Annotated in this window: 12 protein-coding genes; 6 read left to right on the forward strand and 6 right to left on the reverse strand. The window is 73.0% G+C overall.

Annotation, left to right across the window (positions count from 1 at the left end; all coding sequences use genetic code 11):
* Nucleotides 1-56: 56 nt before the first annotated feature.
* Nucleotides 57-1,586: a DUF4389 domain-containing protein gene (locus DAE25_RS05595; RefSeq protein WP_107765226.1), complete on the reverse strand. Its 1,530-nt coding sequence runs from the start codon at nt 1,584-1,586 to the stop codon at nt 57-59.
* A gap of 129 nt (nt 1,587-1,715) precedes the next feature.
* Between DAE25_RS05595 and DAE25_RS05600 the strand changes: the two genes are divergently transcribed.
* Complete coding sequence (locus DAE25_RS05600; protein WP_107765227.1) at nt 1,716-2,306, forward strand: flavin reductase family protein; 591 nt, start codon at nt 1,716-1,718, stop codon at nt 2,304-2,306.
* A 25-nt stretch (nt 2,307-2,331) separates the two neighbouring features.
* Here DAE25_RS05600 and DAE25_RS05605 read toward each other — a convergent pair whose 3' ends face one another.
* Together DAE25_RS05605 and DAE25_RS05610 are read right to left on the reverse strand one after the other, a co-directional pair.
* Nucleotides 2,332-2,979 carry a DUF305 domain-containing protein gene (locus DAE25_RS05605; RefSeq protein ID WP_107765228.1) on the reverse strand — a complete coding sequence of 216 codons (648 nt, stop codon included), beginning with the start codon at nt 2,977-2,979 and terminating at the stop codon, nt 2,332-2,334.
* Nucleotides 2,980-3,137: 158 nt separating this feature from the next.
* On the reverse strand, nt 3,138-5,384 hold the full coding sequence (locus DAE25_RS05610) for a copper-transporting P-type ATPase (protein ID WP_325050361.1): 2,247 nt from the start codon (nt 5,382-5,384) through the stop codon (nt 3,138-3,140).
* Nucleotides 5,385-5,557: 173 nt separating this feature from the next.
* Here DAE25_RS05610 and DAE25_RS05615 point away from each other — a divergent pair, with 173 nt between their 5' ends.
* The 4 genes from DAE25_RS05615 to DAE25_RS05630 all read left to right on the forward strand — a co-directional run bounded on the left by DAE25_RS05615 (nt 5,558) and on the right by DAE25_RS05630 (nt 11,987).
* Nucleotides 5,558-7,969 carry a phosphoketolase family protein gene (locus DAE25_RS05615; protein WP_234410872.1) on the forward strand — a complete coding sequence of 804 codons (2,412 nt, stop codon included), beginning with the start codon at nt 5,558-5,560 and terminating at the stop codon, nt 7,967-7,969.
* Nucleotides 7,966-9,162, forward strand: coding sequence for an acetate/propionate family kinase (locus DAE25_RS05620; protein WP_107765230.1), 1,197 nt, complete (start codon nt 7,966-7,968; stop codon nt 9,160-9,162). Before DAE25_RS05615 ends, DAE25_RS05620 begins: the two co-directional genes overlap by 4 nt.
* Nucleotides 9,159-11,234 carry a phosphate acetyltransferase gene (pta, locus tag DAE25_RS05625; RefSeq protein ID WP_107765231.1) on the forward strand — a complete coding sequence of 692 codons (2,076 nt, stop codon included), beginning with the start codon at nt 9,159-9,161 and terminating at the stop codon, nt 11,232-11,234. The genes DAE25_RS05620 and pta overlap by 4 nt, the downstream gene beginning before the upstream one ends.
* A 102-nt stretch (nt 11,235-11,336) precedes the next feature.
* The gene (locus tag DAE25_RS05630) at nt 11,337-11,987 is read left to right on the forward strand and encodes a hypothetical protein (RefSeq protein WP_107765232.1); all 651 of its coding nucleotides are present in this window, start codon (nt 11,337-11,339) and stop codon (nt 11,985-11,987) included.
* On the opposite strand, the gene DAE25_RS05635 is transcribed toward DAE25_RS05630, so the two are convergent.
* A complete protein-coding gene (locus DAE25_RS05635; RefSeq protein ID WP_159083600.1) occupies nt 11,960-12,370 on the reverse strand; it encodes a hypothetical protein in 411 nt (136 codons plus the stop codon). The two genes, DAE25_RS05630 and DAE25_RS05635, sit on opposite strands and share 28 nt — an antisense overlap.
* Before the next feature lie 144 nt (nt 12,371-12,514).
* Nucleotides 12,515-12,856: a hypothetical protein gene (locus DAE25_RS05640; RefSeq protein WP_107765234.1), complete on the reverse strand. Its 342-nt coding sequence runs from the start codon at nt 12,854-12,856 to the stop codon at nt 12,515-12,517.
* A 205-nt stretch (nt 12,857-13,061) separates the two neighbouring features.
* On the opposite strand from DAE25_RS05640, the gene DAE25_RS05645 reads away from it, so the two are divergent.
* Nucleotides 13,062-13,748, forward strand: a complete 687-nt coding sequence (locus DAE25_RS05645) for a VC0807 family protein (protein WP_107765235.1) — start codon at nt 13,062-13,064, stop codon at nt 13,746-13,748.
* Between the two features lie 14 nt (nt 13,749-13,762).
* Here the strand turns inward: DAE25_RS05645 and DAE25_RS05650 are convergent, their stop codons facing one another.
* The gene (locus DAE25_RS05650) at nt 13,763-14,230 is read right to left on the reverse strand and encodes a PPOX class F420-dependent oxidoreductase (RefSeq protein ID WP_107765236.1); all 468 of its coding nucleotides are present in this window, start codon (nt 14,228-14,230) and stop codon (nt 13,763-13,765) included.
* Between the last annotated feature and the right edge of the window lie 26 nt (nt 14,231-14,256).

The raw sequence follows: 14,256 nt of genomic DNA on the forward strand, positions 1-14,256 counted from the left end.
CCCGCCGGACCGCTTCCACCCCGGTATCCCTCGTCGCCGGCCCCGGGCCACGGACCTCACACCGACGAGCTGACGTCCCGGGGTGCGACGTCCGCGGGCGTCGCCCGGCGGCGTACGGCGAGCCACAGGACCAGAGCCGCGAGTGGGAGCAGGAGGGCGCCAGCCACGACCAGCCCGATGGCCACGGCGTCGAGCACGGGGACCTCGGCGCCGACCGCGACCCGCGTCACGACGGGAGCGGTGCCGTCGGCGTTGGCGACCACGACCGTCCAGTCGCCGTCCTCCGGCTCCCAGACCAGCGCCTGCCTGCCCTCGCCCGAGGCCGACGCAGCCCAGAACGTCTCGTCGCCCGGCGGGAGCGTGGCCGTGTCGCCGTCGATGAACACCGTGTCCGGATCGCCCTCCCCGCCCGGAGGCTCGACGATCGTCGAGTGGGCGACCCCGTCGAGCCAGGCATCCACGTCCGAGGAGGGTCCCACCCCCACGAAGACGTCGTCCGGGGTCTGTGAGCGGGCCACGACCCGCACCGTGCCGAGCCAGCGGCTGGCCAGGTCGACGCCTGCGGGATCGGTCTCGAGCTCGACGGCCCGCGACGTCACCGCCAGTCCCGGCGACTCGAGGCTGGTCGCGGGGCTCATCAGGTAGCCGTCGTCGTCGCGCAGGAGGTTGTCGCCGACCGCAAGGGCCGCGCCGCCGGCCAGCAGCCCCAGCGAGGTCATCGCCATCAGGGACCCGACGACCACCGCCAGGATCCGGCCACCACCCCACCGCTGGGGCGACGGCGGGACGGGCGGCGGGGCGGGCTGTGGTGCCGCGGGCCCGGCCGGGACGGTCGTGGGGGACGGGGAGACCGTCCCGGTCGGGGCTGCGGGGGACGCGGCGTCCAGGGACAGGACGCGGGCATCCGGTTCGGGGCCACCCATGTCGAGGCGGAACGGGGGATAGACGTCGGTCATCAGGGCGACGTACGCCGCGACCCGCAGCGTCCATCGGTCGAGCCCCACGACCAGGTCGAAGACGCCGCGCGGGTAGCGCCCGGTGACGAGCAGCAGCACCCCCGCCACGAGCACGAGGATCCCGATGAGGCCGCCGTTCCACCCGGTGGACAGGTCGTCCGACGCGGCGTAGGCACCCCCGCCCAGGAACAGGGTCAGGACGATGTAGTGCGGGATCGCGAGCAGCCACCACTTCACGAGCGCCAGCCCACGGGACAGGTGCTCGGGGTAGGCGACCTCGAGGTGGGCGGGATAGTCGGGGCGCTCCTCCAGGCTGAAGGGCGGGTAGCGGTCGGTCCCCAGCGCGGCGTACGTGTAGTAGGACACGCGCCACGTCCACCGCAGCACGCCGACGTTGAAGTCGAAGATCCCGCGCGGGTAGCGGCCCGTGACGACGACGGCGACGAGCGCCACCAGCGACAGCACCACGAAGGCGGCCCAGAGGGCGGCCAGCACCAGGTAGTGCGGGATGGCGAGCAACCACTTGACCAGCCACAGCCCTCGGCTCAGCGGCTCGTCCAGCCGGGCGTCGACCCGGAGGGGGTGGACCGGGACAGGGCGTGCGGGGACGGGCTGGGCGGTCGTGCTCATGGCGTGCCTCCGTGACGGGGTGACGGTGCTCCGTCGTCCTCCACGCTCCGCTCCCGCGGGCGCGGGCGGCAGGGCTGCTCGGCCGCACCTCGTGGGACCTACGACCCGGAGGGCGGCGAGGATGGGGGCATGGACCGAGCCCGCACCGTCTTCCGCTCCGACGACCCGGAGGTCAACGTCTACCGGCTGATGACCGCCCTCGTCGTGCCCCGCCCGATCGCGTGGGTCTCGTCCCTCTCGGCGGCAGGGGTCGGCAACCTGGCGCCCCACTCGTTCTTCACCGTGTCGTGCGCGCGACCGCCGATCGTGCAGTTCACCTCGGTCGGTGACAAGGACACGCTGGCCAACGTCCTGGCGACCGGGGAGTTCGTGGTCAACGTGGCGTCCCGACCGATGATGGACCTGGTCAACGACTCGTCGGCGAGCTTCGACCCCGGTGTGGACGAGGCCGTGGCGCTGGGCATCGAGACCGAGCCCAGCGAGCTGGTCCGACCGCGCCGGGTCGTCGCCTCGCCCGCCTCGATCGAGTGCACGCTGCACTCGACGCTCGAGCTCGGCGACTCGACGATCGTGCTCGGCGACGTCGTCGCGACCACCGTCCGCAGGGAGGTGCTGGTCGGGGGACACCCGGCGATGGAGCACCTGCAGCCCGTCTCGCGGCTGGGGCGCGACGAGTGGGGGCTGCCACCCGAGGTCGTGTCGGTACGCCGCCCGTCCTGAGCGGCGTACCGACACGACGGTGCGATCAGCCGGCGAGCAGCTCCTGCATCCGCTCGATCTCCGCGGTCTGCGTCTCGACGACGGTCCCGGCGAGCTCGACGGCGGGGCGGAACTGCCCGTCGTCCTGCTGGTCCTCGGCCATCTCCACCGCACCCTCGTGGTGCTCGACCATCATCTCGAGCCACAGGGCCTGAAAGTCGGCGTCGGAAGCGTTCTCCAGCTCGTCGAAGTCCTCACCCGACATCATGCCGGGCATGTCGGACTCCGTCCCCTCCATGGAGTCGCCCATCCCCTCCATGTCGTGACCTGCGTTGGAGTGGTCGCGCATGGTCGCGGGAATCTCCTCGTCCCAGTCCTGGAGCCAGTCGCTCATGGTCTCGATCTCGGGACCCTGGGCCGCCCGGACGTCCTCGGCCAGCTGCTGGACCTCGGGGTCGAGGCTCCGGTCGAGGGTCAGGTCGACCATCGACAGGGCCTGCGCGTGGTGCTGGATCATGTCGGTCGCGAAGGCGACGTCGGCGTCGTTGTGCTCGGTGTCGGAGAGTGCTGTGGGTGCGTCGGCGGCGCTGTCGTCGTTGCCGCAGGCCGAGAGGGTGAGGGCGAGCCCGAGGCCGAGTGCCCCGATCAGGCGGGTGGTCCGGCGTGCGGGCGTGCTCGTGCGGTGGATGTGCATGGGTGGGTGCTCCTGGTGTGAAGGGTCGTCAGTGGGCGGGTCGGCGACCCGTCAGCACCTGATGACCGAGAAGCTCCACACGCTGGGCGGCCAGGGTCGGTCGGGACCGGCTCCCGACGCAGTCATGCACCCGATCGTACGCAGCGCCGGTGACCGCCTCAGCCGAGGTGCTGGGTCCGCAGCCGGAGGGCGTTGGTGATCACGCTCACCGACGACAGCGCCATCGCGGCGGCGGCGATGATCGGCGAGAGCAGCATGCCCGTGACGGGGTAGAGGACGCCCGCGGCGACGGGGATGCCGGCGGCGTTGTAGACGAACGCGAACAGCAGGTTCTGGCGGATGTTGCGCATCGTGGCGGCCGACAGGCGCCGGGCCCTGACGATCCCGGTGAGGTCGCCGTGGAGAAGGGTGACGCCGGCGGACTCCAAGGCGACGTCCGTGCCCGACGACATGGCCAGCCCGACGTCCGCGGCGGCCAGGGCCGGGGCGTCGTTGACCCCGTCGCCGGCCATCGCGACGACCCGCCCCTCGGCCTTGAGCCGGCCCACGACGGCGGCCTTGTGGTCGGGCAGGACCTCGGCCTCGACGCGGTCGATGCCCAGCCGACGCGCGACGGCCCCCGCGGTGGTCCGGTTGTCGCCGGTGAGCATGACGACCTCGACGCCCTCGGTGCGCAGGGCGGCCAGCGCCTCGGGGGTGGTGGCCTTGACGGCGTCGGCGATGGCGAGCACGCCCTCGACCCGGTCGTCGACGCCGACGAAGATCGCGGTGGCTCCGGTGGACCGCAGCCGCTCGGCCTCGGCGACCAGGGGTCCGGGGTCGAGGCCACGACCGGTCATGAAGTCCGCCGACCCCAGGGCGATCGTGTGTCCCTCGACGACGCCGTGGACGCCGCGCCCCACGGGGGAGTCGAAGTCGCCGACCTCGGGGACGGTGATCCCGCGCTCGTGTGCGGCCGCGACGACCGCCTGCGCCAGCGGGTGCTCGGAGGCGCGCTCGACGCCCGCCGCGAGGCGCAGGAGCTCGGTCTCCGTGACCCCGCCGCTCCCGCGGGGGACGGGGACTGTGACGATGCCGGTCACCGACGGTCGCCCTTCGGTGAGCGTCCCGGTCTTGTCGACGACCAGGGTGTCGACCTTCTCCATCCGCTCGAGGGCCTCGGCGTTCTTGATGAGCACGCCCTGGCCCGCGCCGCGGCCGACGCCGACCATGATCGAGATCGGCGTGGCGAGGCCGAGGGCACAGGGGCACGCGATGATCAGCACCGCGACGGCGACGACCAGGGCGTGGGCCAGCCGCGGGTCGGGGCCCACGAGGGCCCAGACGACGAACGCGACGGCGGCGATGCCGATGACCACCGGGACGAACACCCCGGCGACCCGGTCCGCCGTCCGCTGGATCGGGGCGCGGGAGCGCTGGGCCTCCGCGACCATGGCCACGATCCGCGCCAGCACGGTGTCGCGGCCGACCTTCTCGGCCGTCACGACCAGGGAGCCCGACTGGTTGAGGGTGCCGCCGATGACGCTGTCGCCGGTGGTGCGGGTGACCGGCATCGACTCCCCGGTGACCATCGACTCGTCGACCGAGGACCGGCCGTCCGAGACGGTGCCGTCCACCGGCACCTTCTCGCCGGGTCGGACCCGGAGGCGATCGCCGAGCCGGACGTCCTCGAGGGCGACCTCCTCGTCGGTGCCGTCGGCGGCGATGCGGCGCGCGGTCCGGGGGGTGAGGTCGAGCAGCGCCCTGATGGCGCCGGAGGTCTGCTCGCGGGCGCGCAGCTCGAGGACCTGGCCCAGCAGGACGAGCACCGTGATGACGGCCGCGGCCTCGAAGTAGACGTCCACCGAGCCCGCACCCGCGGCGGAGACCATGCCGTCGCCCATCCCGGAGGGATCGTCGGTGCGGAACGCCGCCGGGAAGATGCCTGGTGCCAGGGTCGCCACGACCGAGTAGGTCCAGGCGACGCCGGTGCCCATCGCGATGAGCGTGAACATGTTGAGGTTGCGGGTGCGCACGGACTGCCAGCCGCGGACGAAGAACGGCCACCCGCCCCACAGCACCACCGGTGTGGCGAGGAGGAGCTGCGCCCAGGTCGCGACGTCGGAGGGGATGGCGTCGTACAGCGGCTCGATGAGGTGTCGGCCCATCTCCAGCAGGACGACGGGGACGGTGAGGACCGCGCCGATCCAGAAGCGGCGGGTCATGTCGCGCAGCTCCGCCGAGGGGCCCGTGTCAGCGGTGACGACGACCGGCTCCAGGGCCATGCCGCAGATCGGGCACGACCCCGGTCCCAGCTGACGGATCTCCGGGTGCATGGGGCACGTGTACTCCACCTCGTCCCCGCCCGGCGCCGCGTCTGCGGCCCCGGACGTGCCCGTGGGGTGGTGGGTGTGGTGAGTGCTCATGCCGCCCACCATACCCCCGGGGGGTATGCGTGTGAAGGGGTCCGGGCGATCGGAGGGGGCCGAGGGTCCGCCCGCCGCAGGACCCATGACCCGTCGCTTTCGAGGCAGAGGATCGGTACGTTGGCCGTGCCCGTCGTACGACTCCGAGGGCCACCGAGACGAGGACGCACCAGATGTCGGACCGTGCTCTGCTGGACGAGATGACCGCACGGCTCGCCGTGCTCGACGATGACGAGGTGGCCGCCCTCGACGCCTGGTGGCGGGCCGACAACTACCTGACCGTCGGGCAGATCTACCTGATGGCCAACCCGCTGCTGCGGGAGCCGCTGACCGCCGAGCACATCAAGCCGCGGCTGCTCGGCCACTGGGGGACCAGTCCGGGGCTGTCGTTCGTCTACGCGCACGCGTCGCGGCTGGTCCGGGAGACCGGGCAGGAGGTGCTCTACCTGGCCGGTCCGGGCCACGGGGGTCCCGCGCTCGTCGCCGCCGGCTACCTCGAGGGGACCTGCACCGAGACCTACCCGGACGTCACCCGCGACACCGAGGGGATGAGGCGGCTGTTCCGCCAGTTCTCCGCACCCGGTGGCATCCCCAGCCACGTCTCCGTGACGACGCCCGGCTCGATCCACGAGGGCGGGGAGCTCGGCTACGTGCTGGTGCACGCCTTCGGGGCGGTGATGGACAACCCCGACCTGATCGCGCTGGCGGTCGTGGGCGACGGCGAGGCCGAGACCGGCCCGTTGGAGGGCTCGTGGAAGGGCGTCTCCTTCCTCAACCCCGCGCGCGACGGCGCGGTGCTGCCGGTCCTGCACCTCAACGGCGCCAAGATCGCCGGACCGACCGTGCTGGGCCGCAAGGACCCGGCCGAGGTCCGCTCGCTGCTCGAGGGCCACGGGTACGACGTCCTCGAGGTCGAGGGCGCCGACCTCCCCGGCATGCACCACCGCTTCGCCGCAGTGCTGGCGCAGGCGTGGTCGCGGATCCGGGCCATCCAGGAGTCCGCCCGCGGCGGTGACTGGGACGGCACCCGACCGCGGTGGCCGATGATCGTGCTCCGCAGCCCCAAGGGCTGGACGGGACCCGACGTGGTCGACGGCGTGCAGATGCTCGGCACGTTCCGCTCCCACCAGGTGCCGCTGGCGACCGTCCGGGAGAACCCGGACCACCTCCGGATCCTCGAGGAGTGGCTGCGGTCCTACCGCCCCGAGGAGCTCTTCGACGCCGACGGCGCCCCGACCGAGCTCGTGCGCCGCGCCAACCCCGAGGGTGACCTGCGGATGAGCGCGACACCGCACGCCAACGGCGGCCTGCTCATGCGCGCCCTGGACCTGCCCGACCACCACGGCTACGCGGTCGACGTACCGTCCCCCGCGAGCGTGCGGCTCGAGTCCACCCGCCGTCTCGGGGAGCTGCTCCGCGACGTGTACGCCGCCAACCCGGACCGCTTCCGGCTGTTCTGCCCCGACGAGACCACCAGCAACCGGCTCGGGGCCGTCTTCGAGGTCTCCGACCGCGCGTCTGCGGAGCGGGTCACCGACGACGACGAGAGGATCTCGCGCGACGGCCGGGTGATGGAGGTGCTCTCCGAGCACAACTGCCACGGCTGGCTGGAGGGCTACACGCTCACCGGGCGGCACGGGATGTTCGCGACGTACGAGGCGTTCGCGATGGTGAGCGCGTCGCAGACGATCCAGCACGCCAAGTGGCTGCAGGAGGCCGAGGACCTGCCGTGGCGAGCGCGGGTCCCGAGCCTCAACGTGCTGCTGACCTCGACGGCCTGGCGCAACGACCACAACGGCTTCAGCCACCAGGGTCCCGGCCTCATCCAGAACGTCATCACCATCCGCGGGACCGTGGGCCGCGTCTACCTCCCGCCGGACGCGAACTGCCTGCTGTCCGTGGCCGACCACTGCCTGCGCTCCACGTCGTACGTCAACCTCATCGTCATCGACAAGCAGCCCCAGCTGCAGTACCTCACCGCCGAGGAGGCCGACGCGCACTGCGCCCGCGGTTCCGGCGTGTGGGAGTGGGCAGGCACCGACGACGGCACCGCCGACCCCGACATCGTCCTGGCCTGCGCGGGTGACGTGGTCACCATGGAGACCGTGGCGGCCGCCCGGATCCTGCGCGAGCGGCTGCCGCACTTCCGGACCCGGGTGGTCAACGTCGTGGACCTGATGTCGCTGCTGCGGGTGCGCGACCACCCGCACGGGATGGACGAGACCCTCTTCCGCGAGCTGTTCACCGACCACGTCGACGTCGTCTTCGCGTTCCACGGCTATCCCGGCGCAATCCACCAGCTCGTGCACGGCCGGCCGGACGCGGACCGGTTCCGGGTGCGCGGCTTCGTCGAGGAGGGGACGACGACCACGCCGTTCGACATGGTCGTGCGCAACCGGGTGTCGCGCTACCACCTCGTGATGGACGCGCTCAACAACGCACGGCGCACGCCGCCCGGCGCCAGCGACCTGATGAGGTGGTGTGAGGAGCGGCTGGCGGCCCACGAGGTGTACGTCGTCGAGCACCTCCAGGACATGCCCGAGGTGCGCGACTGGGTGCTCCCGGCCGAGGGAAGTCCCGCGTGAGCGAGGGGTGCGTGCTGGTCCTCAACTGCGGGAGCTCGTCGGTCAAGCTCGCCCTCGTCGACCCTGCCACCGGGGAGCGGCGACTGACAGGGCTGGCCGAGCGCGTGGGCAGCAGCGACGCCGTCGTGCACGTCAGACGTGGCGACCACGAGGAGACGTCCACGCCCGGCGACCCCTCCGCCCGCGGCGCGCTGGCGCACCTCATGGGATCGCTGACCGACGAGGAACGCGACGCCCTGGTCGGGATCGGCCACCGCGTGGTGCACGGCGGCGACCGCTTCAGCGCGTCTGTCGTGGTCGACGACGCCACCCTGGACGACCTCTATGCCCTCGTCGACCTGGCTCCGTTGCACATGCCGGCCAACCTGCTCGGCATCGAGACCGCCCGCGACGCCCTGCCGGGGCTGGCGCAGGTCGCGGTGTTCGACACCGCGTTCCACCAGACGATGCCGCCGGTGGCCTACCGCTACGCCGTCCCGCAGGAGTGGTACGACGAGCACCACGTGCGGCGCTACGGCTTCCACGGCACCAGCCACCGCTTCGTCAGCGCCCGCGCCGCGGAGGTGCTGGCCCGTCCGGCAGGCGAGCTGCGACTCGTGGTGCTGCACCTGGGCAACGGGTGCAGCGCGGCGGCCGTGCGCGGCGGTCAGTCGATGGACACCACGATGGGGCTCACCCCGCTCGAGGGGCTGGTCATGGGCACCCGGAGCGGCGACGTCGACCCCGGGCTGCTCGGCTACGTCGCCGAGCGCCTCGACCTCGACGTCGCGGGGGTCGTCGACGCCCTCAACACCCGCAGCGGGCTGCTCGGCCTGTCCGGGCTCAGCAACGACATGCGCACGGTGTGCGACGCCGCCCTGGCCGGCTCCGCGTCGGCACGGCTGGCCGTCGACGTCTTCTGCTACCGCGCCGCCAAGGCGGTCGGGTCGCTGGCCGTCGCGCTCGGCGGGCTCGACGCGGTCGTGCTCACCGGGGGCATCGGCGAGCACTCCGCCGAGGTGCGTCGCGGGATCCTGTCGCACCTCGGGGTGCTCGGGATCGCCGAGGACCCCGACGCCAACGCCGACCACGGCCGGCGCACCGGCGGGCGGGTGAGCCGACCCGGCGACCGCGTGGCGATCGTCGTACCGACGGACGAGGAGCTCCTCATCGCCCGGGACACCGTGCAGCTGACGGGGGAGGAGGCCCGATGACCCGCACCCTGCTCGTCGCCCCCACCGGCCACGGGGTCGGCCTGACCGCCACCTGCCTGGGGCTGGTGCACGCCCTCGAGCGGCAGGGCGTCTCGGTCGGCTTCTACAAGCCGCTCGCCCAGCCCCGGGCCCGAGGTGCCGACCAGGACCGGTCCACCGCGCTCGTCCGGCTCACCTCGACCCTCCGTCCGCCTGAGCCCATCACCGCCACCCGGGTGGAGCAGGCCCTGTCGCGCAACGAGCTGGACTCGCTGCTGGAGGACGTCGTCGCCGCCGCCGAGCCGCTCGTCGCCGAGCACGACGTCGTGGTCGTCGAGGGGCTGGTGCCCGGGTCCGGGCTCGTCTACGCCGGACGCACCAACGTCGCCCTCGCCAAGGCGCTGGACGCCGACGTCCTGCTCGTGGGGGCGCCCGACGGCCAGGACCTGGAGCACCTCGCCGAGACGATGGAGATCACCGCCCGCACCTACCAGGGCGGCGAGCGCGCCCGCGTCGTCGGCGCGGTCGTCAACCGGGTGCCCGACCTGACCACGGAGCGCACCGAGGAGATCCGGGGGCTGCTGGCCCGGCGGGACCTCGCGCTGGTCGGTGCCGTGCCCTACCGCCCCGAGCTCGGCTGGCCGCGGGTGTCGGACGCCGTCCGCGGCCTCGACGTCCGGGTGCTCAATGCCGGCGACCAGGACCGTCGGGTCAAGTCGGTCATCGTCGGCGCACAGGCGGTGCCGGGCATCCTGCCGCTGCTGCGCGAGGGGCTGCTGCTCATCGTCCCGGGGGACCGCGACGAGATCATCCTGAGCGTCTGCCTCGCCGCGATGAACGGCACCCGCTTCGCCGGGCTCCTGCTCACCCTCGGGGTCGAGCCGGACCCACGGGTCTGGGAGCTGTGCCGCGGTGCGGCGTCCACCGGGCTGCCCGTGCTGCTCACCGAGCGCAACAGCTACGAGACCGCGACCGCCGTGCACGACATGGACCCCGAGGTCCCGATCGACGACTCCGACCGGGCCGGCCTGGTGATGACCGCGGTCGCCGACGCCCTGGAGCCGGGCTGGCTGGCCACCCTGCCGACGCCGGACCACGTACCCCGGCTGAGCCCGCCGGCGTTCCGGCGCCGGCTGGCGACCCGGGCCCGCGAGGCCGACCGTCGGATCGTGCTGCCCGAGGGCACCGAGCCGCGCACGATCCGGGCCGCGGTGGCGTCGCACGAGATGGGCATCGCCCGGTGCGTGCTGCTCGGCGCCCCGGACGAGGTCGCCGCGCAGGCCGAGGCGCAGGGGCTGACGCTGCCACCGGGGCTCGAGGTGGTCGACCCGGTCGCGGTCGCGGACCGCTACGTCGACGCGCTCGTCGAGGCCCGCCGCCACAAGGGCATGACGGCCGACATCGCCCGCAACCAGCTCGACGACACCATCACGCTCGGCACCATGATGCTGCGCCTCGACGAGGTGGACGGCATGGTCGCCGGGGCCGTGCACACCACCGCGGCCACCCTCCGGCCGGCGCTCCAGCTCCTCGGCCCGGCCCCCGGTGCCGCGCTCGTGTCCTCGGTCTTCTTCATGTGCCTGCCCGACGAGGTGGTGATCTACGGAGACTGCGCGGTCAACCCGGACCCCGACGCCGAGCAGCTCGCCGACATCGCCATCCAGAGCGCCGCCTCGGCCCGTCGCTTCGGCATCGACCCCCGGGTGGCGATGATCAGCTTCAGCACCGGCACCTCGGGTGCCGGGGTCGACGTCGTCAAGGTGACCGAGGCGACCCGGCTGGTCCGCGAGCGCGAGCCCGACCTGCTCGTCGACGGTCCGCTGCAGTACGACGCCGCGGCGATCGCCTCGGTCGCCCGCACCAAGGCCCCGGGCAGCCCCGTGGCGGGGCGGGCCAACGTCTTCGTCTTCCCGGACCTCAACACCGGCAACACGACGTACAAGGCCGTCCAGCGCAGCGCCGACGTGATCTCGATCGGGCCGATGCTCCAAGGACTGGCCAAGCCGGTCAACGACCTCTCCCGGGGGGCCCTGGTGGAGGACATCGTCTACACGATCGCCATCACGGCGATCCAGACGATGCCGGGGGAGTGACGGACGCCGCGCCGTTCCTGATTCACCCCTGCGGGCGACGGGGTGGGACGATGGCGGCTCCTGCGCCCCGACGGCGCGCCGTCGAGTGGGTGGGGTGCAGACGTGACCGAGGTGGTGCTCGCCCCGTCGGCCACTCCCGGCGTGGCCAAGACGGTCAACGTGACGGCCAAGGCCGGACTCGTCCTGCTGCTCGTGCTGGCCATGCTCTACCCCGACCTGGGGCACCTGCGCGACAAGGGTGCCGGCGTCCGCGCGGTGGGCTACCCGCTGGCGTCGTTCGCCGTGCCCTTCATCTGGTGGACGTGGTGGCGCGAGCGGATGGCGTTCCCGTGGATCCCCGACCTGCTGGTGACGATCACCTGCTTCACCGACGTGCTCGGCAACCGGATGGACCTCTACGACACTGTCGTGTGGTTCGACGACTGGATGCACTTCATGAACACCGGTCTGCTTGCCGCCGCGTTCATCCTCCTCACCCTGCCGCGTGACAGCAGCCTGGGACGCGTCGTCGAGCGGGCCCTGGCGTTCGGGGCGACGGCCGCTATCGCGTGGGAGCTGGGGGAGTACGTCGCGTTCCTGAGCAAGTCCTCCGAGCGGGCCTTCGCCTACGGCGACACCCTCGGCGACCTCACCCTCGGGGTGCTCGGTGCCTTCGTCGCCGCCGTGGTCGTCCAGCGGTCGTGGCGCTCGGGCCGGCTGCTCGACCCGGTCCCGCCGAGCTCGGTTCAGCCCCGGCTCGCCGGCACGTCGTAGCGCCGCGACCACCAGTAGGGCCCGGTGTCGGGCCGGCGTCGCCACCCCATCGCGACCAGCTCGGCCTCCAGCTCGTCGAGGCGTCGGTGGGCGAGGTCGTTCCACTCGTCCGGCGCGGCCCGGTCGTCGAGGTCCCTGAACCGCACCACCGGGAACCTCTCCCCGGCCGCCGCGTGCTCGGACGCCTCGTGGTCGGGGTCCGGCGCGGCAACCACGAACCGGAACAGGGGGCCGCCACCCGCCCCGAGCACCGCCCCCAGCAGGGCCTCCGGCCACGCGTGCTTGCCGAGCTCCTCGAGGTGCACCTGCACGACGCCCCGGGGAGCCTCGACCCGCTCGTCACCCTCGTGCCTGCCCGTACGGCGCCACGGTGCCATCGCCATCACTTCCGCTCGTCGAGTCACAGGACGCCCGTTCCTGCCACGGTGCTCCGCGTCCGTCGTGTGGGGTAGTGCCGTTGGTCCCGTCGAAGCCGGGGGACAGGAGCCGGCCGAGACCGTCGGCGTACGGCGCCGGCTCCTGCCACGTCATGGACGGGCGTAGGTGAGGGACCACCAGTGCGCGTGCGGGGTGTCCCTGCGCTCCCACCCCTCGCCGACCAGGCGGGCGTCGAGCTCGCGCAGGCGGTCCTGCGCGGTGTCGACCCATGCGTTGGGCTCGCGCAGGTCGTCGAGGTCCTGCAGCCGCATGACCGGGAACGTGGCCCCCAGCACGTGGTCGTCCGTCGTGTCGTCCGGTCCGGGGGGTCGCGCCACGAAGCGGAACTGCGCACTGCCGCAGCTGCCCGACAGGGTGTTGGCCAGGGCCTTCCACCAGGAGTGCTGCCCCAGCTCCTCCAGGTGGACCTCGAGGACGTCCTCGGTGGACATGACAGCCTCCTTCGTCTGCCTCCATGCTTGCCGAAGGCCCGGGGCGCGCACAGGGACGAAGGTCCCCGGTACGACGAATCGGGGGTCCCGACGCGCCGTCGGGCGTAGACTGGCCCGGCCGAGGAACCCGTAGACGTCGTGGTCCCGCCGTCATTTCACGGCGTACGACGATCACGCCCGGCCCCCGCCGGCAGAACCGGTCCCCGTGCCCCACGCCCAGCCCGCGTCCCTGACCCCGCCCGTCGCGCCGCACCACCGGCCCGGCCTGCTCACCGTCGTCCGCCGCGTCTCGGTGAGCCTGCTCGTCGCGGTGGTCGTCCCCGCGGTCGTCTTCTACGCGGCCTTCGTCGTCGCGGGGGTCTGGGCCGCGATGGCCGCCGCCCTCGTGTGGTCGTACGGTGCGATCGCCTGGCGTGCCCTGACCGGGCGTCGTACGTCGGGCCTCCTCGTCCTCGCCGCGCTCCTGCTGACCGGCCGGACCCTGCTCTCGGTGCTGGCGGACAGCACGTGGCTCTACTTCCTGCAGCCCGTCATCAGCGACGGCGCCGTCGCCATGCTGTTCCTGCTGTCGCTCGCGAGCGCCCGGCCGATGGTGGCGCGGCTGGCCGGGGACTTCTACCCGATGGACCACGACCTGGCGTCGCGCCCGCGGATCCAGCGGCTCTTCCGCAACCTGACGATCATGTGGGCGGTGCTGGGCCTCACCAAGGCCGCCGCCACCCTGTGGCTGCTCGAGTCGCAGTCGCTCGCGACCTTCATCCTGGTGAAGAGCATCTCGATGCTGGCCATCAACGTCCTGGCGGCCTTCGCGACGATCGGCCTCGCCGCCCTCGTCGCGCGCCAGGAGGGCCTGATGGGTCCGGCGCGCGAGCTCGTGCCCGTCACCGCCTGACGGGGCGGTGACGCTCAGTCGCGGGCGGACCCCGGCGGGAAGCCGCCCGTCGCGACCGGGCCCCAGCTCTCGGGGGTGACCCGGATCAGGGACTTGCCCTGCTCCCGCATGGCCCGGCGGTACTCGTCCCAGTCGGCTTGCTCGCCGGCGATGTTGCGGAAGTACTCCACGAAGGGCTCCACGTCGTCGGAGGCGTCGACGACCTCGGCCGTGCCGTCGACCTGCACCCACGGGTCGTCCCACTCGTCGGAGACGACCACGACGCTGACCTCGGGCCGGCTGCGCGCGTTGCGCGTCTTGGCCCGCTGCGGATAGCTGGAGATGACGAGGCGCCCGGAGTCGTCGACGCCGCCGGTCACCGGCGACGCCTGCGGGCTGCCGTCCCGGCGGCGGGTGATGAGGATCATCCGGTGCCGGGGGCGCACGAAGTCGAGCAGCTCGTCGCGCTCCACGCGGGTGTTGGTGGCGATCTTGGGAGCCATGGGGTTCCTCCTCGGTGGGTGTCTCG

This window comes from Nocardioides terrigena (assembly GCF_003047265.1).
In the GTDB taxonomy this organism is placed as follows: domain Bacteria; phylum Actinomycetota; class Actinomycetes; order Propionibacteriales; family Nocardioidaceae; genus Nocardioides; species Nocardioides terrigena.